Annotated in this window: 20 protein-coding genes; 10 read left to right on the plus strand and 10 right to left on the minus strand. The window is 71.2% G+C overall.

Annotated features, from left to right (window positions below):
- Positions 1 to 374: 374 nt before the first annotated feature.
- The 3 genes from ABUW04_RS30730 to ABUW04_RS30740 form a co-directional block, all read right to left on the minus strand.
- Positions 375 to 794: a PIN domain nuclease gene (locus ABUW04_RS30730; protein ID WP_030256096.1), complete on the minus strand. Its 420-nt coding sequence runs from the start codon at positions 792 to 794 to the stop codon at positions 375 to 377.
- Positions 794 to 1045: a type II toxin-antitoxin system VapB family antitoxin gene (locus ABUW04_RS30735; RefSeq protein WP_380567748.1), complete on the minus strand. Its 252-nt coding sequence runs from the start codon at positions 1043 to 1045 to the stop codon at positions 794 to 796. Before ABUW04_RS30735 ends, ABUW04_RS30730 begins: the two co-directional genes overlap by 1 nt.
- Positions 1046 to 1223: 178 nt before the next feature.
- Complete coding sequence (locus tag ABUW04_RS30740) at positions 1224 to 1970, minus strand: VOC family protein (RefSeq protein WP_380567749.1); 747 nt, start codon at positions 1968 to 1970, stop codon at positions 1224 to 1226.
- Positions 1971 to 2063: 93 nt separating this feature from the next.
- Between ABUW04_RS30740 and ABUW04_RS30745 the strand changes: the two genes are divergently transcribed.
- From ABUW04_RS30745 to ABUW04_RS30780, 8 genes are all read left to right on the plus strand, one after another.
- On the plus strand, positions 2064 to 2642 hold the full coding sequence (locus tag ABUW04_RS30745) for an NUDIX domain-containing protein (RefSeq protein ID WP_380567752.1): 579 nt from the start codon (positions 2064 to 2066) through the stop codon (positions 2640 to 2642).
- Between the two features lie 379 nt (positions 2643 to 3021).
- Positions 3022 to 3624 (plus strand): Crp/Fnr family transcriptional regulator, encoded by a 603-nt coding sequence (locus tag ABUW04_RS30750; RefSeq protein WP_332262549.1) that lies wholly within the window; start codon positions 3022 to 3024, stop codon positions 3622 to 3624.
- Between the two features lie 201 nt (positions 3625 to 3825).
- Positions 3826 to 4662 carry a hypothetical protein gene (locus ABUW04_RS30755; RefSeq protein ID WP_380567753.1) on the plus strand — a complete coding sequence of 279 codons (837 nt, stop codon included), beginning with the start codon at positions 3826 to 3828 and terminating at the stop codon, positions 4660 to 4662.
- 5 nt (positions 4663 to 4667) lie between these two features.
- Complete coding sequence (locus ABUW04_RS30760) at positions 4668 to 7004, plus strand: hypothetical protein (RefSeq protein WP_380567755.1); 2337 nt, start codon at positions 4668 to 4670, stop codon at positions 7002 to 7004.
- A gap of 68 nt (positions 7005 to 7072) precedes the next feature.
- Positions 7073 to 8248, plus strand: coding sequence for a PE-PGRS family protein (locus ABUW04_RS30765; RefSeq protein ID WP_380567756.1), 1176 nt, complete (start codon positions 7073 to 7075; stop codon positions 8246 to 8248).
- Between the two features lie 520 nt (positions 8249 to 8768).
- The gene (locus tag ABUW04_RS30770) at positions 8769 to 9653 is read left to right on the plus strand and encodes a M48 family metalloprotease (protein ID WP_380567758.1); all 885 of its coding nucleotides are present in this window, start codon (positions 8769 to 8771) and stop codon (positions 9651 to 9653) included.
- A 187-nt stretch (positions 9654 to 9840) separates the two neighbouring features.
- A complete protein-coding gene (locus tag ABUW04_RS30775) occupies positions 9841 to 10227 on the plus strand; it encodes a hypothetical protein (protein WP_051725489.1) in 387 nt (128 codons plus the stop codon).
- A 210-nt stretch (positions 10228 to 10437) separates the two neighbouring features.
- Positions 10438 to 13143: an ATP-binding protein gene (locus ABUW04_RS30780; RefSeq protein WP_380567761.1), complete on the plus strand. Its 2706-nt coding sequence runs from the start codon at positions 10438 to 10440 to the stop codon at positions 13141 to 13143.
- Between the two features lie 25 nt (positions 13144 to 13168).
- Here the strand turns inward: ABUW04_RS30780 and kstD are convergent, their stop codons facing one another.
- From kstD to ABUW04_RS30815, 7 genes are all read right to left on the minus strand, one after another.
- Entirely contained in the window at positions 13169 to 14980 is a 1812-nt protein-coding gene (gene kstD, locus ABUW04_RS30785; RefSeq protein WP_380567763.1) for a 3-oxosteroid 1-dehydrogenase, read from the minus strand.
- 90 nt (positions 14981 to 15070) lie between these two features.
- The gene (locus tag ABUW04_RS30790; protein ID WP_380567765.1) at positions 15071 to 16213 is read right to left on the minus strand and encodes a phosphotransferase enzyme family protein; all 1143 of its coding nucleotides are present in this window, start codon (positions 16211 to 16213) and stop codon (positions 15071 to 15073) included.
- Positions 16210 to 17064, minus strand: coding sequence for an ABC transporter ATP-binding protein (locus tag ABUW04_RS30795; RefSeq protein WP_380567767.1), 855 nt, complete (start codon positions 17062 to 17064; stop codon positions 16210 to 16212). Before ABUW04_RS30795 ends, ABUW04_RS30790 begins: the two co-directional genes overlap by 4 nt.
- On the minus strand, positions 17061 to 17840 hold the full coding sequence (locus ABUW04_RS30800; protein ID WP_380567770.1) for an ABC transporter permease: 780 nt from the start codon (positions 17838 to 17840) through the stop codon (positions 17061 to 17063). The genes ABUW04_RS30795 and ABUW04_RS30800 overlap by 4 nt, the downstream gene beginning before the upstream one ends.
- Positions 17837 to 18892 (minus strand): ABC transporter substrate-binding protein, encoded by a 1056-nt coding sequence (locus ABUW04_RS30805; RefSeq protein WP_380567771.1) that lies wholly within the window; start codon positions 18890 to 18892, stop codon positions 17837 to 17839. Before ABUW04_RS30805 ends, ABUW04_RS30800 begins: the two co-directional genes overlap by 4 nt.
- Before the next feature lie 116 nt (positions 18893 to 19008).
- A complete protein-coding gene (locus ABUW04_RS30810) occupies positions 19009 to 19140 on the minus strand; it encodes a putative leader peptide (RefSeq protein WP_380567772.1) in 132 nt (43 codons plus the stop codon).
- 4 nt (positions 19141 to 19144) lie between these two features.
- A complete protein-coding gene (locus ABUW04_RS30815; RefSeq protein ID WP_030256053.1) occupies positions 19145 to 20050 on the minus strand; it encodes an ABC transporter substrate-binding protein in 906 nt (301 codons plus the stop codon).
- A 468-nt stretch (positions 20051 to 20518) separates the two neighbouring features.
- On the opposite strand from ABUW04_RS30815, the gene ABUW04_RS30820 reads away from it, so the two are divergent.
- The gene (locus ABUW04_RS30820) at positions 20519 to 21409 is read left to right on the plus strand and encodes a sulfurtransferase (protein ID WP_380567775.1); all 891 of its coding nucleotides are present in this window, start codon (positions 20519 to 20521) and stop codon (positions 21407 to 21409) included.
- 92 nt (positions 21410 to 21501) lie between these two features.
- Positions 21502 to 22596 carry an ADP-ribosylglycohydrolase family protein gene (locus tag ABUW04_RS30825; protein WP_380567778.1) on the plus strand — a complete coding sequence of 365 codons (1095 nt, stop codon included), beginning with the start codon at positions 21502 to 21504 and terminating at the stop codon, positions 22594 to 22596.
- The last annotated feature ends 33 nt before the right edge of the window (positions 22597 to 22629 follow it).

Consider the following 22629-nt stretch of genomic DNA (forward strand, 5'->3'; position numbering starts at 1 on the left):
GGACAGCAGTCACGTGACCTGCCACAGATAACACGTCGGAGCCGGTACCGCGCGCGACTGCAGGCGAATCGGGTCTACGGCCGCACCAGGCGGGGTGCCGAGCACGGCCGACTCAATGGACAGCGCACCTGCACCCGATCGTGGCCGCCCTCTCGACACCACTGGCCCGCCCCGTGATCGCGGCGGTCCGCCTGCGCAGGGGCAAGGCCGCCGACGCTCGCGGCGCCGGCCCATTCACCGCCGAAGCCCCGGCCGCAGCCCGCCAGGCGGGCCCGAACAGCCAGGTGACTCGCTACAGATTGCACGCTGGGGCTGGGGCTGCGCGGGGCCTCTGGGTGCATTTCGGCGGCCAGGCGCCGGGCGTACCGGGTGCTCTACTGGTCGGCGGTGCCGGGTGGGACGACCCACTGATGCGGCTGGCCAGTGAGCCGGGCGATCATCTCGAAGTCACCGTCGTAGTGCAGAACGACTGACCGGTGTCTCTCTGCGGTTGCGGCGATGAGTAGGTCAGCCATCGAAAGCGCCCGGTGGTACCCGGCGTCGATCGCCATCTGCTGGACCTCCAGGGCCCGTTGCCACTGGTCGGCATCGCAGGAGAGGTAGTCGAAGGCGTTGAGGAAGCGCCGCAGGCGGGCGGCCTCGGCCTTGTCGCGGGCGCTGTAGAGCATCTCGAACTCGGTCGGTGCGCAGATCGCCAGCAGGGCGCGACGGTGCAGAGGGTCCACGACATCGGAGACCCGTGGCTGCGCTCGGCGCGCAAGGGCGGACTTGTCGATCAGGAACGGCTGCGGCATCAGCCAACGGTCTCCTTGCCCGGAGCGCCCTTGATGAGGTTGCCTTGTTCGTCGCGCGGTCCGCTGGCGGCGATGATGTCGGAGAAGTCGAACTCCCCGCGATCCATCGCGTCGAAGAACTCCTGTCGACGCTGGTATTTCACCGCCTCACGGAGAGCGGCACGGACAGTGGCGACCTTCGTGGTGGTCCCGAACCGCGCCGCCGCTTCGGCAAGCATCTCGTCGTCGAGTTCCATCAGTATTTTGGACATGACGGCTCCCCTGCGGTGGATGGAGACAGCAGCCCAACTATATCAAAGTGACTAGAAAAAATATATACATGCTTACTCTTCCCCGCATGTACGTTCCAGGTCGAGGCCGGCCGGGCCAGCTTGACTGCAGTCTGCTGCCGGACTGCCTGCTCGAGAGTGAGCAGCGCCTCCGTCTTCGTCAGCACCAGTGTGATTCGATCGCGCTGGCGGGGGCCAGTACACGGAACTCATGGCCGTCGGGATCGGCCAGTAGCACCCCGTCGGCCTCGCTGCGGTCGGTGCCGATCCGAGTCGCACCGAGGGAGACGAGGCGGTCGACCTCCGCCCGCTGATCCGCACGGGCAGGTAGGGCGAGATCGAAGCGCAGCCGGCTCCTCCCGGTCCTGGGCATCAGCGGCGGGCCGCCCCAGGTGATCTTCGGACCGCCGTGCGGTGAGCGGATCGCGGTCTCCTGGTCCTGGTCCCAGACCAACGGCCAGTCCAGCGCCCGGCTCCAGAAGTACCCGACCTCCTGGGAGCCGTCGCAGGCAAGCGCCCCGATGAATCCGCAGTCGGCGAGGAACTTGTTGTCCGGCTCGATGACGCAGAACTCATTGCCCTCCGGGTCGGCGAGCACCACATGGCCGTCCTCGGGGCGTTGGCCGACGTCGATGTGCTGGGCGCCGAGTCCGAGCGACGTCGAGACTGTCCGCTGCTGGTCGTCGAGGGACGTGCTGGTCAGGTCGAAGTGCATCCGGTTCCGGCCCGTCTTGGGCTCCTGAGTCGGAAGGAAGCGAATCCGGAAGCCGGTGTCGTCGCTCGGCAGTAGCGTGGTGCCCTCGTCGGAGTCGTCCTCCAACTCCCAACCCAGGACGCCGGACCAGAAGCGCGCGAGACGGAGCGGCTCGTTCGCATCAATGCAGAGCGCGTGGAGTTGAGAAGTCATGCCGCGGGATCTCCGATCGCAGAGGGGCAGTCATCCGGCGTACCCAGGGTGCCACCTTTCCGCTACGGGCCGGAGCTGGAACGATCAGGAGGTATGGCACACCATGACGGAGCAGCCGCCGCCTCGACCACCGGCGGGGCGGGCCCGCTGATCGTCGTCGCGGCCGCGGTTGTCCGAGCGCAACGTCTCCTGGTCGTGAGTAAGCAGGCGGCCCCTCATGTCTTCTACCTGCCTGGCGGGAAGCCCGAGGCAGGAGAGACCTCCGCGCAGGCGCTCGCCCGCGAACTGCAGGAGGAGTTGGGGGTCCAGCCCGTGCGGCCCTGCTTCCTGGCCGAGGTCGAAGCCATGGCAGCGCTGGAGCGCGTGCCCATGAAGATGACCGTCTTCACGGCAGGCATCGGCCGCCCACCCCGGCCGGCCGCTGAACTCGCGGACATGGTGTCGCCGTCCAACCCGGAGAACGACTGGGTGGGCAAGGTGCGGGACTACCCGTTGATGGGCATCCCGCTGTATCTGCTGATCGATGCCCGGCAGAAGACCGTGACGCTCTTCAGCAGGCCGGACGGCACCAGGTACCACCGCCGGGAGGACGTCGAGTTCGGCGAGGGGATCCGGATCCCGGAGCCGTTCGGCTTCGACCTCGACACCTCCGGGCTGCTGCCGTACAGCTGAGCCCGGGGCTGCATCCGGTTGCTGTGTGATTTCTGTTGTCTTCGTATGTATCGAACGCGCGTCTAAACCCGCAGTACATCGGGGAATCCGGCAAAGCGACGGCGCGAATTGATCAGGTTCGTAGTCGTTGTTCCACAATCCGCCCGTCGGGGGGATGGTTCATCAACTTGCTTTCTCCTCAATCGTGGTGATGCCATGGTCCCCATTCCGGTCGTGCCTGCAGCCAGATGGGTGGCCGAGCAGGGCTCGTGGATTCGGTGTCGGGCGCGGGTGGCCACTGGGGGTCGGGGTGCGAAGAACAGGTTTCGAGGATCAGGTCCCGTTTCTCTCCCGTTTGGAGTTCGAGGACCGAAAGTCCCTTCTGGAGCTCGGCTCGCAGATGCGATACGCGGTGCGCGAGGTACTTCTCCGGGAGCACGAGCCGTCAGCACACGTGCTGATCATGCTGACCGGCTGGACCAAGGTGACCGCGGCGGCAGCCAACGGATACGAGGCACTGCTCGCCCTGCGCGGACCTGGCGACATCGTGGGCGAGAGCGCGGCGCTGAGCGGTCGGTCGAGGTCCGCGACCGTAACGGCGCTCGGCCAGGTGGAGGCCGTGGCCATCGACCCCGCGCGGTTCCTGGCAGTGCTGCACGAGCGACCGGCGATCGCCATGCGGTTGCTCGCGTTGACGACCGACCGCATCCGCGACAGCGACCGGCGGCGGATGGAGTTCGCTGCACTGAGTGTGCAGGAGCGCCTGGCATCGCTGCTCCTTGAGCTGAGTCGGACCCACGGCGTGGTGACGGCCGAGGGGCTGCGTCTCACCACCGGGCTCACCCAGCAGGAACTGGCCGGCTCCGTGGGCGCCTCCCGGGAGGCAGTCGCCAGGCTGCTCAAGACTCTGCGCGACCGCGGCGTCGTACTCACCGGACGGCGCGGCCTGGTCGTACTCCGGCCAGAGGTACTGCGGAGGATGGCGCACGAGGACGCGTCCTGAGCCCCGAGAGCCGTCCGGCGTCCCGTCTGCGCCATCCCGTCTGCCCCATCCCGTCCGGCGTCCCGTCTGCGCCATGCCGCTGTGTGCACATGGTCACATTCACTCTGTGCAATCCTCACTCGTCGTCAACACGCCGTGGGTGAGAGCCTTCCACCCACCAATCCGGTCCGTCGGATGCGCGAGTCGCTACGGAGTGATCCCATGATCGAACCAGTCAACCGGACCATGCTGCTGCTGGACATCGAGCGATTCACCCCGCGCGACGATGTCGTGCAGACCGTGCTCCGGCGCACTCTGAACTCCGTGGTCGACGAGACCCTCGCGGCGGCGGGCGTGGAGCGCACGAAGCAGTACCGGGAGGACCGCGGCGACGGGATGGTCGTCCTGATCAGCGCGGATGTCGCCAAGACCGCTCTGCTGCGGGCGCTCCTGACAACCACTCCGGAACTGCTGCACAACCACAACCGGTTGGCGGCCACTGGCGCGCAGATCCGCCTGCGCATGGTGCTGGCCGCCGGCGAGGTGGCCGAGGACCCGCACCCGGGCACGACAGGGGGACTCGTCGGCCACGACCTGAACCAGGCGTTCCGGCTGCTCGACTCCGCCGACCTGCGTGCCGCTCTCGCCGAGCGTTCCGGGCAGGACTGCGTACTGTGCGTGAGCGAGCCGGTGTACCAGGGAGTCGTACGGCACGGCCATCACGGCATCCGTCCCGGGCAGTTCCGGCGGGTTGACGTCCGGACGAAGGACGTGGTCCTGCCCGCCTGGTTCCATGGCACGGCAGCGGGGCGGCAGGCCGAGAGCGATACCGCAGTCGACAACTCGATCCAGGAGACCGGGACGAGGAGCATCGAGGCCGGGAGCAGCGGGGCCGGGAGCGCGGACGACAGGGACCAGCAGGCCTCCGGGCCGGTGTTCCACTTCGCCGGAGCACCCGTCGTCCACGGCTCGGTCGTGGGCGGCGACCAGCACGGCGTCAGCGGCGGCCGGGTCAGCGGCAACGTCGTCCTCGGCGGCTCCTCCGCAGTGGACGAGTGACGGGCATGACGGATGACGCAGTGCAGCAGCCCGCCGCGGCGGGTCCCGCGGACGGCGCCGCCGCCGACGCGGTCGGGGCGGAGTCGCCGGTCGGCGCCAAGCCCGGCAACGGCGGATCGCCCCCGGACGGGAAGCCGCAACCGGACGTCGACGCCGAGCCGGGCGAGCAGCCTGCTGCCGGCGCGGAAGCGGATCCGGACGACCAGGACGACGGGGTGCCACGCCATGCCTGGGACTCCCGCCGGGAGCTCTACCAGCACAGCCCCACCATCATCCTCGGCGCATCGGCACGCCTCGGCGGCTCACTCGTGGGCGGTGACCAGCACGGGGTGAGCGGAGGCGAGGTCACCGGCGATGTGATCCTCGGCGGTACGAAGGTCGAATACCACCTGGGTCAGGGTGAACCCGAAGGCGCTTCGGGGGAGATCCCCGCAGCGGAGGTCGAGGCCCTCTCCAAGCGGTTCGCGTACCCCGAGCCCCAGGCGGAGGGGGTCTGGACCGACACCGCGGCCGATCCCTTCGGCGCGGCTCTTGAGCAGTTGCGTGAGCACCGGGTGGCCGTGCTCTCGGGCTCCGCGGCAACCGGTCGGCGCAGTGCCGCGCTGATGCTGCTGCGGACGGTCGGCGCGACCTCGTACCGCGCCTTGGACCCGGCACTGGCGCCGGGGCGACTCCCCGGGGTGCTGGACTCTGCCTGCGGCTACCTCCTCGACGGCTTCGACAGCCGCACCGAGCGTGCCCTGCGCGAGCCCCATGTCCGAGCGGCGGCCGAGAGACTGCGGGCCAACGGCGGCTTCCTGGTCATCGTCACCGGCCGGCACCTGGGCATCCCTGACGGCGTGCCGCACACGCTGTGGCGAGCACCGCTCGCCATCTCGCTGCTGCGCGCCCATCTCGGCCGGGAGGACCTCGCCGGGCACCCGGTCGAGGACCTGCTCGCGCTCGACCAGGTGCAGGAGGTGGTCGAGCACGATCGCCCGGTCCAGGAGCTCGCACGCTTCGCCCAGTGCGTCGGGGCGTACGCACGCGGTGAACTCCCGCTGTCCGCACTGGCGGACTTCGGGCACTACTCCGCGGAGCGTCAGGTGCGCGAGTGGTTCGACGACAGCGAAGCAGGTCTGCACGAGAAGGCGTTCCTGCTCTCCCTCGCAGCCTTCGACGAGTCCCCCTTCCCGCTCATCGCCGAGTTCGGCGATGTCCTGCACCAACTGCTGCAGCGCGTCGAGGATCCGGAGGAGCCGGCCCGGATCCCGGTCTTCGGCGCATCCAGCGCCAAGCGCATCGCCTTCGCCGGCGCCCAGCAGTACCAGGAGACCGAGGTGACGGACTGGGGTCCGGTGCCGCAGACGAAGTTGAGATTCAGCTCACCGTTCACCGCCATCGCCCTGCTGCGCGAGGCATGGCTCGGCCAACCGTCCTCGCGCACCGCCCTGCTCGCCTGGCTGCGGCGCCTCGCGAACGACCCACGGCCGATCGTCCACACCCGCGCCGCCTCCACGGCGGCCGTCCTGCTGGCGGCCGATCTGCCCTCCGCGATGGCCCTGCTGGTCCGGCCGTGGGCCGGAGCCGTCCGCTACCGCAGCAGGCTGGTCGCCGCCAACGCGCTGGCCCTGGCCCACCATCTGGGCGCCCTCCATGTTCCGCGGATCCTTCGCTCCTGGATCACCGACTCCGACCACCGGCTGCGCTGGACCGCGGTCCGCACCTACGCATCGGTCGGTGACACCTTCGCCGCGGAGGCACTCGACGCGCTCACCGAGGCGGCGCGAGCAGTCGGCGCTCGCGGCGGACCGTCCCGGGCGTTCGCCGACGAACCGGATGAACTGGCCCAGGCTGCGGCATCGTTGCTGCTTGCCCAGGCGGAGGAGCCGGCGGGCGAGGAGCACCGTCGCGCGGCCCATCTCTGGGACCGCCTGGTCCCGTTGCTGCGGTCCCACTCCACCAGGGAATTCGTGCTGCACACGGTCATCCATGCCGGGGGTCCCACCGACGAGGCCGAGGGTGCCGGACGTCCGCTGCTCATCGACCTCTTCGCACGGGCCGACGCGACGCCCGGTACCGACGGCGCGCTGCTGCGTCAGGCCCAGGCCGCGCTGTGGCACGCGGCCCTCAACGACCCCGGGTCGACCTCGTCCGCGCTGGCAGTGGTCCGCGGCTGGGTGCGGCGCGCCGATGACGACGGTGAGGCCGAGACGGCCTTGGCCGAACTGCTCTCGGCGGTGGCCGTGACCTCCGAGGACCGAAAGCGCCTGGCGTACCTGTTGGAGAACGTCCGCGCGGAATCCGGTGAGCAGGAGCGGCCGGCCGTCGCCGCCCGACTGCACGCCGTGATCCTCGGCTGAGCGCTCGCGCCCGTGTGACCGCATACCCGACAACCACATCCGACCAGGAACGGACAGAGAGAAAACCCATGGTCAGCCGCCCACCCCAGTGGCAACAGGACGCCAACCGCGACTCACAGATCGTCGACCCGGTGGTGACGATCCAGGAACTGTCGCGCCTCAGGCCGCTGCGCAGCGCCCGCATCGACTACGCGTTGGTCTTCACCAGGCCCACGGGCGGCTTCGACGCCTACCTGCCGCCCCACCGCCCCAACCGCACCGACGTCGCCTCCCGCCGGTGGACCACCGTGTACGAGGTGGACATGGGCCTGCACACCGGCTCGTCCTCCTACGCACTGCCCAGCACCAACGACGCCTTCCTGTTCGAAGTGACCCTGGACTGGACGTGGCAGGTGCGGGACCCGGCGGCGTTCGTCGCCAGCGGCGAACGGGATGTTCCCGTGCTGGTCCAGCGGAACGTGGACGCTCTCATCCGTCCGCTGCTGCGCCGGTTCGGAATCGAGGAGAGCGGGATCGCGGAGCGCGAGGCCCAGCAGCGCATGCTGGACATCGGCCGACTGACGGCCGCTCAGGGGCTGGCTGTCTCCTGTGCCCTGCAGATCCGCCGCGACGAGGCAGCCATCGCTCACGAGCAGCAGCTGCGTGCCATCGACTACGAGCGGCGGAGGCTGGAGCCCCAGCACCAGCTCGACCTCCTCGCCGACGGGCTTGCCGCAGCGCGCGCACTCGCGGCAGGACGGCAGGAGCACGACCTCGCCTGGCAGCAGCAGCAGCTCGGGCATGTGCTTGAAGTGGATCGCGGCAGAAAGGGGCTCGAACTCCAGGAGATCGAGGCGAAGAAGATCGCCTTCTACACCTACTACCTGGAACGCCAGGGACCGGCCGCGATGGCTTTCCATCTCTCCCAGCATCCCGAGGACGCCCGGCTGGTGATGGAGAACCTCCGCGCCGATCATCTGCGGACCATTCAGAACAAGCTCGACCTCGCCCTCCAGGCGCTCAAGGGAGGCCCCGGCGGCCTGGAGGAACATCAGCTGGACGAGCCGCGGCGGCTTGCGGCCAAGGCCATCCGCGACATCCTCGACGAACGGCTGGCACCGACCGCGGGGCCGGGGGAACCGGTTCGAGACGCGGTGGAGGGAGCCGGTACGGCCACCCCGGCCACCCCGGCCGACGAGGCAGGGCCCGCGTCGGCGGCTCCTGCGGACTCTGAGCCGACGTTCGGGTACCGCCCCCAGTCCTGATGTGGATCGTCCCGAAGGGAATCAAGGTCTCATGTCCAACCTGTCCGCCCCACCGCCACTTCCGTCCCCGTCAGGGGAGCCGGGAGTTCCCTCTGAGCCGAGTCCGTGGCCCGATGAGGCACCGCCGCCCTACCCGGGCAAGGAGCCACCCGCCTACCCGGGCGAGGACCTACCCGTGTACCCCGGTGAGGACGTACCCGCCTACCCGGGCGGGGATGTACCCGTCTACCAGCATCAGGAGTCTGCTCACCCGGTCCAGGAGGCCGTCCACCCCGTCCGGACCCCGACCTGTCCGACCGGGGCCGGCACTGATCCTGGCGGATCAGCGACGCCCTGGTATCAGCAGGGTCCGCCGCCCCAGCCGCCGGGACCGCCGGTTCAGGAGCCGGCCCCCGGGCCGGCACCGCAGCTGCCGATCGGGCCGCCGAGATCCGCTCTTGACGACATGCACTTCCAGCAGGGCCGGATACTACTGAAGGCCCATCAGCGAGGCGCCGATCGGGCTGCCGTCGGACAGCTCATGGCAGCGGTTCCCATGGGCCTGGTGAGCTTCGTGCTGATTGTCGGCATCTGCTCCATGTTCAGTGCCGGCTTCGCACTCGTGGTCGGTATCGCCTGGCTGCTCTCCGGGCTCATGGTCTTCCACCGCCCCGCCGAGGACGCCATCGCGCGCTACGCCCTGCGCATGCGTCGCCCGACAAGCGACGAAGCCGCGCGGCTGGAGCCGGTGTGGACCGAAGTAACCCGCCGCGGCGGTGTCCGCGGTGGCCACTACGAACTGTGGATCCAGGAGCGCGACGAGCTCAATGCGAACGCTGCCGCGGGCCACATCGTCGGGGTGACCACTCAGGCCATGCAGCAGCTGCCGAACAGCCAACTGGCCGCGGTGCTGTCGCACGAACTCGGACACCACGTCAGCGGGCACACCTGGACCCGCATGCTGGCGCACTGGTACGCCCTGCCCGCCCGTACGGCCTGGGGCCTGACCCGGGCAGGGCTGTCACGCCTGTTCCGCGGCGGCAACGTGGCCTGCGGCGGCTGCCTGGCCCTGGTCCTCGGCTCCATCGCACTGACCGTGCTGGCGCGGGCCTGGTGGTTCGTCATCCCCCTGGCAGCCGCCCCGCTGCTGCTCGCGATGCTGAGCCGCAGGGCCGAACTCAGCGCGGACGCCTATGCAGCGTCACTCGGGTTCGCACCGCAACTGGTCGAGGTCCTGGCTCAACGCGAGGCCGCGGCGGCATCCGGAGGCGCGGCGGCTCCAGCGGCCTGGGGATCGCTCCCGACCGGGCAGTGGGCCTCGCCCCAGGCCCCGCCGAAGGCACAGCACGGAGGGCTGGCCGGACTGTTCGACATGCATCCCGACTACCACACCCGGCTGCACCGGCTGCGCCCCTTCATCAGTTAGCGCATCGATGCATGGACGATCCGGCATCGTCCGGGGTCGTCCGGGCCTGTCCGAGATCGTGGCCCCGGTGACCTGTCTGCGGCCATGCTGGCGAAGGCCGACAGCGGCCGATCCGCTTCGCCGGAAGCGGTGCGGCCACCGGCCAGCACATGGCATGTACACACCATCTCCAGGAACGGGACCAACCATGCGGAAGATCCTCGGCACCACCATCGCCGGACTGACCCTGGCCGCCTCCACCGTCGGCCTTGCCGCGGGAAGCGCGTCGGCCAGCACGTACATTCCGATCTCGGTCAGCACCAGCCACGGGGTCGGTGTGTACTCGCAGGCCAACTCGGGCTCCTCCAAGTACGACTACGACCTGTACGCCTCCAACCACGACAGCATCGTGGCCATCTGCTGGGTCGTCGGCCAGCAGGTCGGCAACGACGGCGACGTCTGGTACAAGACCAGCCAGGTCAACTACGGCGCCTACGGGTACACCGACTACTTCAACGCCCCGACCACCGCCTGGACGTTCGCCCCCTACGTGGACGGTGCGGCCGCGTTCCACAACGGCCTGAACCGCTGCTGACGATCCGGCACAGTCACCGTTCGCCCTCGCCGATCGCGATCGTCGAGGGCGAACGGCATTCACGGCCGATCCCCATGGGGCCTCGCCCCCCGTCGTTCCATTGGGATGTGTCCGTACGATTCCGGATGACTCCGGATTGCCGGTCGCCTACTCTTGTCATGGGCATCATGCCCAGGGACACGGGGGGGCGCACCAATGGGTCATTTCGGCATGCCCGGAATTCAGCAGGACCCGGCTCCGGAGGAGCCGGCGGGGAGTGTGGGGGAGTTCATTCTGGCGTTGCGGGCGTTGAAGGTCGGTGCCGGCAAGCCGTCGCTCCAGGAACTGCAACGCAGGAGCGGTGTGCCGCGGAGCACTCTCGCGGACGCGCTGAATCCGCGCCGCCGCGAGCTGCCGAAGCTGGAGGTCGTCCTCGCCCTGGTCCGGGCCTGCGGCGGTGGGGCGCCGGAGGAGCAGCGGTGGCGGGCTGCCTGGAAGCGGGTGGCGCAGGCAACCGATGGCGTGCGGATCCAGAGCGCTGGTACGGCCCCTGACGCACCGTCGGAACCTACTGCAGCGACCGCGCCGGCGGCACCCACGACTTCCAGACGCAACTTCCTTCCTCCCGGCCCGGCGGACTTCACCGCCCGGGAGAAGGAGGTCCTGTCGATCATCGAGGCCGCCGGAACCACCGCGGAGGCCGGTCCCGCGCTGCTGGCCGTCGACGGAATGGCGGGCGTGGGGAAGACGGCGCTGGCGGTCCATGCCGGCCACCGGCTGGCGCACCTCTTCCCCGACGGCCAGTACTACCTGGACCTGCACGCCCACACGGTGGGGCAGGACCCCGTCGACCCGGCGGCGGCGTTGGACACCCTGCTGCGCACCCACGGTCGCAGCGCCGACAGCATCCCGGCGGGGCTGGCGGAGCGGGCCGCCGCCTGGCGCGCCGAACTGGCGGACCACCGGGTCCTGCTGGTCATCGACAACGCGGCCTCGGCCGAACAGGTGCGCCCGCTGCTCCCCGGTTCCGGTGGCAGCCTCGTCCTGGTGACCAGCCGCAGGCGTCTGGTCAGCCTGGAAGGCGGGCGGAGCCTCTCCCTGGACCTGCTCTCCGCGGCCGACGCGGTGCTGCTGTTCCAGCGCGTCCTCGGTCCCCGCGCGGACGCCGAGCCGGAGGCGGTGGCGGCCATCGTGGAGCTCTGCGGCCGACTTCCGCTGGCCATACGCATCGCCGCCGCCCGGCTCAGGCACCGGTCCTCCTGGTCCGTGGCCCTGCTGGTGGAACGCCTCAGCGACGAACGCCGACGGTTGGGCGAACTGGCGACCTCCGACCTGGCGGTCGCCGCGGCCTTCCAGACCTCCTTCAACCACCTGGCCTGGCAGGAACAGCGGGTCTTCGCGCAACTCGGCCTGGTGCCCGGGGCCGACGTCGACGCCCGGGCCGTGGCGGCCCTGGTGGGACTGCGGACCGACGACGCCGAGCGGAGCCTGGAGGAACTGCTCGACGCCCATCTGGTCGAGCAGTTGCAGGCCGACCGCTACACCCTGCACGACCTCCTGCGGATCCACAGTGCCGCGCAGGCCGCGAGCCTTCCGGAAGCCGAACGCGAGAATGCGCTGCGGCAGTTGTTCGACCACTACCGGTACTGGGCATCGATCGCGATGGACGCGATGTTCCCGCACGAACGCCACCGCCGTCCCGAGATCAAACCACCCAATGGCGTGACCGAGGAATTCACCGACCGTACGGCCGCCGTCAATTGGCTGGACACCGAACGCTCCAACCTGGTCGCGGCGAGCGGACTGCCCGGACTCCCGCAGCACGCCATCGACCTGTCGGCGATCCTGGCCCGCTATCTGGAGCGCGGAGCCCACGGCAAGCAGGCGCTGGTGCTCCACGAACGGGCCCTGCGGTTGGCGCGCGCGGCGGGCGACGTGGTGGCCGAGGCCGGAGCGCTGCGCTTCATCGGCCTCACCCATCTGCAGCTCCGGGACTACCAGTCGGCGCTCGCCGCACTGGAGGAGGCGATGGCGGTCCTCCAGGAGCACGGCAGGAGGGACTCCCTGGCGGCCGTGCTCAACAACCTGGGCGCGGTGCACGGACTGCTCGGTCGGCTGGACCAGTCGTTGCACCACTTCGAGCAGGCGCTACGCCTGAGCAGGGCGGAGGGCGACGACTCCAACGAGGCGATCGCGGTCGGGAACCTGGGTCTGATCCACCGTCGGCAGGGGCGTCTGGAGGAGTCGCTGGCCCTCAACCGCGAGGCGCTCGAACTTCAGCGGCGGCTGGGCAACACCATCGGTCAGAGCATCTCCCTCGACAACCTGGGAGTGACCTGCCGTCATCTGGGCCGGCTCGACGAGGCACTCGAACACCACCGCCAGGCCCTGGTCCTCGATCGCGAGGGGAACGACCGGACCGGGGAACTGATCACCATCGACAACCTGGGGCTGATCCACTTCCTGATGGGCGACCACGCCGCCGCCCTGGCCCGCTTCGAGGAGGCCGTCACCCTCAGCGGGCAGTTGGAGGACCGCACCAGCGAGGGCATCGCCCTCGGCAACATCGGCAACGTCCGCAGGGAGCAGGGCCGGACCGAGGAGGCGCTCCGGCACCACCGGACGGCACTCGACCTGATCCGGGCACACGACGGCACGCTCAACCTGGCGGAGGCGCTCAACAACCTGGGCGAGACGCTGAGCGCGCTGGGCACGCCCGAACCCGCGCTGCCGCTGCACAACGAGGCCCTGGAGATCGCCGAGACCTGCGGCGACCCCATCGAGACGGCCCGCAGCCGGGATCTCCTCGGCCGGGTCCAGCACCAGCTGGGGGACCAGCGGGCCGCCCGTGAGCTGCACGCCCTCGCCCGCGAGGCGTACCTGCGGATGGGGCTTCCGCAGGCTGCCGCACTGACGGCCCGGGGGTGCTGCCCGTGATGCCGGCGGTGCGGCACCACGGGCCTCAGACGCCGGCCTGGTCGGCGATGTCGTTGGCGGCGACGTAGCCGAAGGTCATCGCGGGGCCGATGGTGGAGCCTGAGCCGGCGTAGCTGTGGCCCATCACCGCGGCGCTGGCGTTGCCGGCGGCGTAGAGGCCGGGGATGGCGGTGCCGTCGGCGGTGAGGACGCGGGCACGGGCGTCGGTGACCATGCCGCCCTTGGTGCCGAGGTCGCCGGGCACGATCTTGAAGGCGTAGAAGGGCGGCTCCCACAGCGGGGCCAGGCAGGAGTTGGGCACCACCGCGGGGTCGGTGTAGTAGTGGTCGTAGAAGCTGACGCCGCGGTGGAAGTCGGTGTCGTTGCCGGCCAGCGCGAAGCCGTTGAAGCGGCTGACGGTGGAGCGCAGGGCCGCGGCGGGGACGCCGATCTGACCCGCCAGCAGGTCGATGGTCCAGGCCTTGTACACCGCGTCCGCCTGGTACCAGGAGTCGGGGAAGGGCAGGGTCGGCGCGACGTCCCGGAACAGGTAGCGGTTGCGGTAGTTCTGGTCGACGATCAGCCAGGCCGGGATGTCCGGCGCGGTGGGGTTGCGCTGGTACATCACATGCACCACGTCGCTGTAGGGGGCGCCCTCGTTGACGAAGCGCGACCCGCCCGCGTTGATGATCAGGCCGCCCGGCAGGGTGCGCTCGGAGAGGCAGAAGTAGGCCTGGTCGGGCAGCGGGATGGCCGGTCCCCACCAGGCGTCGTCCATCAGGGCCAGCGCGGCGCCGGCCCGCTGCCCGGCCTGGATGCCGTCGCCGGTGTTCTCCTTGGCGCCGACGGTCCAGCTGGTGCCGATGGGCTGCTGCTGGTACTGGTTGCGCATGGCGGCGTTGTGCTCGAAGCCGCCGGAGCCGACGATCACCCCGTACCGTGCCTTGACCAGCCCTTGGGCGCCGTTCTGGGTCACCAGCGCGCCGGTGACGGCGCCGGACTCGACGTTCAGGTCGACCAGCGGGGTGTTCAGCCAGACCGGGACGTTCGCGGACAGCAGCCCGGCGCGCAGTCCGGCCGCCAGCGCCTGGCCCATGGTGAGCGGCTTCTGGCCGAGCAGGGCGGCCGCGGTGCCGCGGGCCAGGCACTCGGCGGCGACGGCCGCGCCCTTGGCGTTGACCAGGGACAGCGCCAGCCACTTGTAGTCGGCGCTGAAGACCACCAGCCCGGCCGGGGTGGCCAGATAGGGCGGGTTCAGATGGGCCAGCTCGGCGCCGAGGATGTTGCCGTCGATCTGGTCCGGCTCCATGGAGCGGCCGTTGGGCATCCCGCCGGGAAGCTCCGGGTAGTAGTCGCTGTAGCCCTCCATCCAGCGGAACCGCAGCGGGCTGTTGGCCATGACGAAGGAGATCATGGCGGGCCCGTGCTGCAGGAAGGACTGCTGCCGGGCCAAGGGGACGTCGCTGCCGACCACCGCGGCCAGGTACTCCGCGGCCAGTGCGGGGGTGTCCGGGACGCCGGCGGCGAGGATCACCTCGTTGTTGGGTATCCAGACCCCCGCCCCGGACCGGGCCGCCGAGCCGCCGAAGGTGGGCGCCTTCTCCACCACGACCACGGACAGGCCCCGCTTGGCCGCCGTCAGCGCGGCGGTCATCCCGGACGCCCCGGAGCCGATCACGACGACGTCGTACTCGCCCAGCACCGGCACGTCCGCGTAGGCGGGGGTCGGCTCCAGCAGTCCCGACGCCAGGCCGGAGGCCAGCAGCACCCCGGCTCCGGCACCGGCACCGCGCAGCACCTGACGCCGCGACGGACGGTGGCTCGCCGGGTCGTGGGCGGATTCCGCGTGCTCTGACATGGGAGGGCCTCCATCGGGCAGGGCGGGACGGGGCTGGCGCCCGGTCGACCTGACGCTGCGTCAGGAATGTGGCCCGATGACCGTGCAATGTCAAGTGCCGTGCGCGGAACGGCCTCCGGCGAGACGGCCCACCTGCTCCAGCAGCTTCGCCCCGTCCGGTGTGGCGAACCACTCGGCGTGGCCGACGAAGTACTCGTAGGCGAGAGCGGCGTTCTCCGCCGAGCCGGTGACGCCGTGGAAGTAGCCCAGCTCCGACAGCGCGAACTCGGCGTGGACCAGGGGCAGCAGCAGCGGCAGCGCCTCCGCCTCGGCCGGGGCCAGCGGGCGGACCGAGGTGTAGCCGTCCAGCAGTGCCTCCAGGTGCTCCCACTGGACCGGGAAGGAGGGCTGCAGCCACTGGACGGTGTTGCGCTCGATCGCGGTGGCGAGGTCGTGGACGGCGGTGGTGCGGTCGCTGAGGCCGAAGTCCAGCACCGTCGACACCTCGTCCTGCGGTCCCGAGGTGTCCCAGAGCAGGTTGGAGGCGTGCCAGTCGTTGTGGGTCCACAGCGGTTCGAGCGAGCCCAGCAGCGGCGCCAGCCGGCGGTGGAACGGCAGATGGACCCGGTGGACGTCGGCACGCCATGGACGCTCGGCCAACGCCTCGGCCAGGGACGGCCGTTCGGCCTGGTAGCGCTCCAACTCCCGGACCGGGTCCGCGGCCGCGAACACGGTGAAGGAGGAGACCAGCGGCTGCACCCGGCGGCGCGGCGCGAGGTATCCGGCCGAGGCCAGGTGCAGCCGGCCCAGGGCGGCGCCGGCGGCCCGGGCGTGGCCGGGCGAGGTGAAGGCCGACCAGGACAGCGCGTCCTGGTAGAGGTCGGTGCCGGTGCCGGCGGTGTGCACCTCGTAGACCCACTCGCCGAGGGCGACGGCTGATGCACCGTCAACCGTGGTCAGCACCTGCACCACCGGGGCGCCCCGGTCCCGCAGGTGGCGCAGGAAGGCGTGCTCCTCGGCGAGTCCGGCCACCGTCCGCACCGCGGAGTGGTGCCGCTTGACGAAAAGGATCCGCTCCCGGGCCACCAGCGCCGCGGCCGAGAGCGGACGGGGGCTGCGCCACAGGATCCGGGGCTCGGCGCCGTCACCGCCCGGATAGCGGCCCAGCACCTCGGCCACCTCGGCCTCGGTCAGCGGCGGCCAGTCCGGGTCGACCGGCTCGGTGCCCATGCCGTGGGCCAGCAGCCGGCTCATCGGACGCCCGCCCGGGCCGGACGGTCCTGCGGCACGTGACGGTCAGTCAGCACGTCACGGTCCTGCAGCACGTCCAGGATGCGCCGTTCGGTCTCCGCGAACGCGGGGTCGGCGAGAGCGGCCAGACCCCGGGGGCGCGCCAGCGGCACCTCGATCGTCTGCACCACCCGGGCCGGTCGCGGTGACAGCACATGGACGGTGTCCGCGAGCATCACCGCCTCGCGGATGTCATGGGTGACCAGCACCACGGTCCACCCGTACCGCTGCCACATCTCGGCCAACCACAGCTGCATCTCCGTACGGGTGAGCGAGTCCAACGCGCCGAAGGGCTCGTCCAGCAACAGTACCGGCCGCTCCAGCACGACCGTGCGCAGCAGCGCCGCGCGCTGCCGCATGCCGCCGGAGAGCTGGAAGGGGTAGGAGCCCTGGAAGCCGTCCAGGCCGAACGCCTCGAAGAGCCCGCCGGCCCGCTTCCTGGCCTCCCGTCGGCGGGTGCCCTGGGCCTCCAGGCCGAGGGCGGTGTTGTCCAGCACGGTGCGCCAGGGGAACAGCAGGTCCTTCTGCGGCATGTACGCCACCTGGCGCGAGCGCAGGTCGGCGGGGGCGCCGTCGACCAGTACCGTGCCGGCGTCCGGTGCGTCCAGCCCGGAGACCAGGTTGAACAGGGTGCTCTTGCCGCTGCCGCTGGGGCCGATGACGGCGGCGAACTCGCCGGGCCGGACGGACAGGTCGAGGCCGCGGAGCACGTCCAGCGGACCGAAGGACTTGCTGACGCCCCGGACGTCCAGCCGGGGCAGGTCGGGGCCGGGTGCGTCGGTACCGGGGTGCTCCCCGGCCGTGGTCGGGCTCACGATCGTCCCTCCTGCTTCATCGCCCGCTCCCAGGGCAGCACCAGCCGCTGGAGCAGGTAGGTGGCGCCGAACAGCGCGATGCTCAGCAGCGCGGTGACCGCGACCGCGGCGAACACCAGGTCCGTCCGGAACGCGCTCTTCTGTTCCTGCATGTAGATCCCCAGGCCGCTCTCGGCACCCGCGTACTCCGCGAAGACCGCGCCGATCACGGCGTAGGTGATGCTCACCCGCAGCCCGGCGAAGAAGTACGGCAGCGCGCTGGGCACCCGTACCAGCCGGAAGGTGCGCAGCCGTCCGGCGCCCAGCGACCGCAGCAGCCGCATCGCCTCGCGGTCGGTCGCCGCGAAGCCGGCCGCCAGGTTGGCGGCCAGCGGGAAGAACGTGGTCAGGGTGACCACCAGCATCTTCGGCAGCAGTCCGAAGCCGAACCAGATGATCAGCAACGGGGCCACCGCCACGATCGGAATCGTCTGCGAGGCCACCAGCAGCGGATAGAGGCCGCGGCGCGCGATGGCGGAGAAGTCCAGCAGTACCGCGACGGTCCAGGCCGCCAGGAACGAGAGCCCGAAGCCGAGCAGGGTCTCCTGGAGCGTGGGCAGGGTGTTGGCCCACAGGTCGGCCCGGTTCTCCCAGCCCTGCTCCCAGACCCGGGCGGGGCTGGGCAGGGTGGTCGGGTCGACGTGCGCGGCGGTGGTGTAGAACTGCCAGCCGGCCAGCAGCAGCACCGCGACCAGCACCGGTGGCCAGGCCGCCGTCAGGGCCTGACGGGCCCTCACTTCTGGTCCGGGAGGTAGGCGTTGGTGTAGAAGGCGGAGACGTCGGGGGACGCGGTCAGCTGCTTGCCGTTGGCGTCGGCCAGCAGGCCGGCGTTGAACTGGAAGTCCGTGTAGTCCTGCCAGGTCTTCGCGGTCTGGGTGCCGACGCTGCCGTCGCTCGCGCGGTAGTACTCCTTGGCGAGCAGTTCCTCGCTCTCCTTGACCAGTTCGGTGTTGGTGAGCACGCTCTTGTTGGCCTTCACCAGCAGGTCCGCGGCCTGGTCCGGGTGGTCCAGCGCATAGGTGTAGCCCTTGACCACCACCGCCAGGAACTTCTTCGCCAGGGCCGGGTTCTTCTTCAGGAAGTAGTCGGAGGAGGCGATCAGCGCGGAGTAGGTGCCGGGGAAGCCGTAGTCGGACAGCTGGAAGTCCTTCAGCGGCTTGCCTTCGAGCTTGGCCTCCAGCCCCTCCCAGGTCGGCTCCGGCATCGCGAAGTCGGCCTTGCCGGCGTAGAGCGCCGCGTAGGCGGAGGTGCTCAGCACCACGGTCTTGAAGTCGCCCTTGCCGCCGGCGTTCCGGATCACCTTCTGCAGCAGCGGCTTCTCGTACGGGGCGCCGAAGCCGGCGTAGGTCTTGCCGTCCAGGTCCTTGGGCGAGGTGATGTCGGTGCGGTCGGCCCGCACCGAGATGGTGACGTCGGTCTTCTGGGTGATCGCGAAGACCGAGACCACGTCCTGCCCCGCGGCCTGCGCGGTGCTGACGCCGTCCTGGTAGGAGATGCCGAAGTCGGCCTGGTGGGTGGCGAGCAGCGTCTCGGGGGCGGTGCTGCCGTACGGCAGGATCTTCAGGTCGATGCCCGCGGCCTTGAACCAGCCGAGCTGCTGGGCGACGTAGATACCGGTGTGGTTGGTGTTCGGCGTCCAGTCCAGGGCGAGGGTCACCCGGGTGGTGGCCGCGCCCGCGGCGTCGGCGGCGGCACCGGTGCCGGAACCCGCCTGCGAGGAGCAGCCGGTGGCGACGAACACGGCGGCCGTGGCGGGCAGGAGGGAGCGCAGGAGGGTACGGCGTCTCATGGTTCGGGGTCCTTGGGGTGCGGTACGGCGGGATGCGGGCGGCAGGGTGGCGGGGCGTCAGGACGTCGGGACGTCACGGCGTCAGGACGCGAGCGCGTCGGGGCGTCAGGGCGCTGTCAGTGCATCCGACACAGCGCGCTGCTGACCCGCATCAGGTCGACCGCCATCCGCCGGGTCAGCTCGCTGGCCTGGCAGGTCATGCCCCACTCCCGGTGCGGGAGCCGCGCCGCGCCGTCGGTTCCGGCCACCGGGTCACCGCGCCCCGGCGCCGAGCAGCGGCGCTCCGGTGAAGGACTTCTCCCAGTCGCGGGCGTGCGGGATCGCGCCGTGCTCGGCGAGCCAGTGGGCGTAGGGGCCCATCCTGGTCCCGTCGATGACGCCCCAACGGCCGTCCTGGTCGGTCCAGGTGGGGGCGATCAGGGCCAGCGAGCGGGCGATCAGCGGGCGCGGGAAGTACGGGATCACCCGCTCCAGCGACGCCAGGGTGCGCTGCTGGTCGGCGGCGGCCGAGGCGAAGCCGCGGGCGGTGGCGCCCAGGAACGCCTCGACCAGGGCCGGGTCCCGGGCGAGCAGGTCCTCGGAGGTGCCCAGCAGGTAGCTGTGGTAGCGCGGGGCACCGATCTCGTCGACCGGCCAGGTCCGCCGCTGCTCCTCGGGCAGGTCGCCGCGGAGTGCGTCCCAGGCCCAGTAGTTGCCGAAGGTGGCGTCCGCCTCGCCGGCAGCGAGGTCGTCCACGGTCAGTTCGCGCGCGCCGGCGTCGACGGTGACCACCGCGTCCGGGTCGCCGCCGTCGGCGGCCACCAGGTGGCGGACCATCGCCACGCCGCGCGGCGTCGGGTTGTAGGCGAGCCGGCGTCCGGCCAGCTCGGCCGGGCGGGTGATCCCGGTGCTCGCGACGGTCTGGATCGCTTCCAGCGCACGGTGGTTGACGGCGGCGACGGCGACCAGCGGCTGTCCCTGCGCACGCCGGGCCAGCAGCCGGTTGGGCGGGAAGACCCCGAAACCGACCTCCTGCCGGGACAGGTACTCCAGGGTGTCGCCGCGCCCCGGGTCCTGGACCACCAGCTCGACGTCGAGCCCGGCCTCGCGGTACCAGCCGCGCTCGCGGGCGACGTAGAAGCCGGCCGAGTTGGGCCAGGGGTGGAAGTAGTCGAGCATCACGCGGACAGGTCGGACGGGTCGGACGGCTCGGTCGGGTCGGACCGGGGGCAGGGGCATGGGGGTACTCCGCAGGCGGCACACGGGCGGCAGGGCCCGGTGGGAGGGAACGCAGAAGGGGGGTGGGGAGGGGGAGGCCGATCAGGTCAACAACAGGAGGAGGTCGCCGCGACTGCCGTCGGGGGACGCATCTGCTCAAGGACTGCTGCTGACATCGGTACTCCTACGCGGGCACTGAAGTGCTCAAGTGATGCGGTCGGCGTCCCCATGGGGTCCGCCGCGCACATGCACGACCGGACCCAGACGCCCTCTCAGCCCCATCGGGTTGGGGGCTCCCGCGTAGATGGTCGAAACCTTAACCGGAGGAGACCGATCCTGTGCAAGCCGCGTCCGTACAGCGAGACAAATATGTCCCGCTGTACGAGACGCCACGCGATGACCGCTGATCGGCGGGGCTAGCATCCCCCCATGGACGCTTCCCTCCCCGGCCCGCTCGTCGACGCCGCCTGGCTCGCCGCCCACCTGGGCGATCCCGACCTGGTGGTGCTGGACGCCACCGCGCTGCTGCCGTCACCGCGGTACGACGGCGACTACCAGGTGGGCAGCGGGCGACCGCAGTGGCTGGAACGGCACATCCCCGGGTCCCAGCATGCGGACCTGACCGCGGACCTGTCGGACCACGCGGCGCCGTACCACTTCGCGATGCCCTCCCCCGAGGCGCTGGCAGCGGCGCTGCGTCCGCTCGGCGTGGGCGACGGCACCGCCGTCGTGGCCTACGACAGCGGCGGCGGCATCTGGGCGGCCCGGCTGTGGTGGATGCTGCGGAGCCTGTCCGTCCCGGCCGCGGTCCTGGACGGCGGCTGGGAGGGATGGACGGCCGCCGGGCACCCCACCGCCTCCGGCGAGCCGGCCCCGGCCCCCGACCGCGGCCCGCTCACCCCGCGCCCGCGCCCCGAGCTGTGGGCCGGCATCGACGACTTCGCCGCCGTCAGCAGCGGCGAGCGTCCGGGCACCCTGGTCTGCGCCCTGCCGACCCCGGCCTTCGAGGGCACCGCCCCGACCCGCTACACCCGCCGCGGCCACATCCCCGACAGCCGCAGCCTCCCGGGCCGCGGCCTGCTGGACGACTCCGGCCACTTCCTGCCCCCGGCCCGCCTGGCGGCCCTGGTCGACCCGGTGCTCGACGCGGCCGGCTCCCGCACCGTCCTGTACTGCGGCGGCGGCATCGCCGCGGCCGGCGCCGCCCTCGCCCTCACCCTGCTCGGCCACGACGACGTCAGCATCTACGACGGCTCGCTGGAGCAGTGGTCCGCCGACCCGGCCCGGCCGCTGGCCCTGGGCGCGGCAGACCCGCACTGACCGCTCGTCATCCGGCAAACCCGCTGGCCGGGTCGTCGCTCCGGCCGGTACGGTCACTGCCGGCACGCGAACTGACGATCGGGGAGACGGACATGACGGACCAGCGGCGACTCGACCGGATCCAGGGCTGCCTGCTGGGTGGAGCCATCGGCGACGCCCTGGGATGGCCGGTGGAGTTCCAGCGGCTGGACCGGATCCTCGACGACCACGGCCCCGATGGGGTGACCCGTCTGGTACTGCGAGCCGACTCCGGTCTGGCCGAGGTCACCGACGACACCCAGATGACGCTGTTCACCGCCGAGGGCCTGCTGCTCGCCGAGGGCCGGCTCGGCGGTGACACCGGCTCGGAGTCGGTCGTCGCGGCGGTCCATGCTGCCTACCAGCGCTGGTTCCTGACGCAGCGTCTGTCAGGCCCGACCGGCACCCTCGACGCGGAGGAGGGCTCCCTGCTGCGCGAGCCGTGGCTCTACGCCTCCCGGGCGCCGGGGAACGCCTGCATCTCCGGACTCGTCGAGAACCCGCAGCTTCCAAGGATCATGACGACCGGTCAGGTCGGCGTCGTCAATCCCGACTCCAAGGGCTGCGGCACGGTGATGCGTTCGGCCCCGTTCGGACTGCTGGGCCTCGGGCCCGAGCAGGCGTTCCGACTCGCGGCGGACTGTGCGCAGTTGACCCACGGCCACCCCACCGGCCAGCTGGCGGCCGGGGCCTTCGCCGCACTGGTCCAGCGGCTGGTCGACGGCGTCGACCCGGGCGAGGCGGTACGGCGGACCATCGCCCAGACCGCCGCCTGGCCCGACGCGCACCCCGGCGCCACGGAGACCGTCACCGCACTGGAGCGAGCGGTGCGCCTGGCCGAGAGCGGCGCTCCGGGCTTCGACCTGGTGGAGCAGGTCGGCCTGGGCTGGATCGCCGAGGAGTGCCTGGCCATCGCCGTGCACTGCCTGCTGGCCGCCGCCCCCGGCCCGGACGCGACCAGCGCGGACCTGCGCCGTGCGCTGACCCTGTCGGTCACCCACTCCGGCGACAGCGACTCGACCGGCGCCGTCTGCGGCAACCTCCTGGGCGCCGCGCACGGCCTGGCGGCGCTGCCCGAGGACTGGGCGGTCCAGGTCGAGGGCCGGGCCACCGTTCTCGCGACCGGCGCGGCCCTGCACCTCCGCTCGGCCGCCGTTTCCGGGTCCTGATCCCGCACCGAATCAGGATTGTGCATATGCCAA

This window comes from Streptacidiphilus jeojiensis (assembly GCF_042510965.1).
Taxonomy (GTDB): Bacteria; Actinomycetota; Actinomycetes; order Streptomycetales; family Streptomycetaceae; genus Streptacidiphilus; species Streptacidiphilus jeojiensis.